Raw genomic sequence first — 520 nt, forward strand, 5'->3', positions numbered from 1 at the left:
TGAGACAGGTGCTGCATGGCTGTCGTCAGCTCGTGTTGTGAAATGTTGGGTTAAGTCCCGCAACGAGCGCAACCCTTATCCTTATTTGCCAGCACGTAATGGTGGGAACTTTAGGGAGACTGCCGGTGATAAACCGGAGGAAGGTGGGGACGACGTCAAGTCATCATGGCCCTTACGAGTAGGGCTACACACGTGCTACAATGGCCGGTACAGAGGGTTGCAAAGCCGCGAGGTGGAGCTAATCTCACAAAGCCGGTCGTAGTCCGGATCGGAGTCTGCAACTCGACTCCGTGAAGTCGGAATCGCTAGTAATCGTGAATCAGAATGTCACGGTGAATACGTTCCCGGGCCTTGTACACACCGCCCGTCACACCATGGGAGTGGGCTGCACCAGAAGTAGATAGCTTAACCTTCGGGAGGGCGTTTACCACGGTGTGGTTCATGACTGGGGTGAAGTCGTAACAAGGTAGCCCTAGGGGAACCTGGGGCTGGATCACCTCCTTACCTATACGACTAACTC

The 520-nt window shown here is 54.6% G+C and carries 1 rRNA gene; it reads left to right on the top strand.

Annotated elements, in window-relative coordinates:
• Positions 1-504, top strand: a 16S ribosomal RNA gene (locus tag L2755_RS22105); the annotation flags it as partial.
• Between the last annotated feature and the right edge of the window lie 16 nt (positions 505-520).

The sequence above is a fragment of the Shewanella abyssi genome (assembly GCF_023284025.1).
In the GTDB taxonomy this organism is placed as follows: domain Bacteria; phylum Pseudomonadota; class Gammaproteobacteria; order Enterobacterales; family Shewanellaceae; genus Shewanella; species Shewanella abyssi.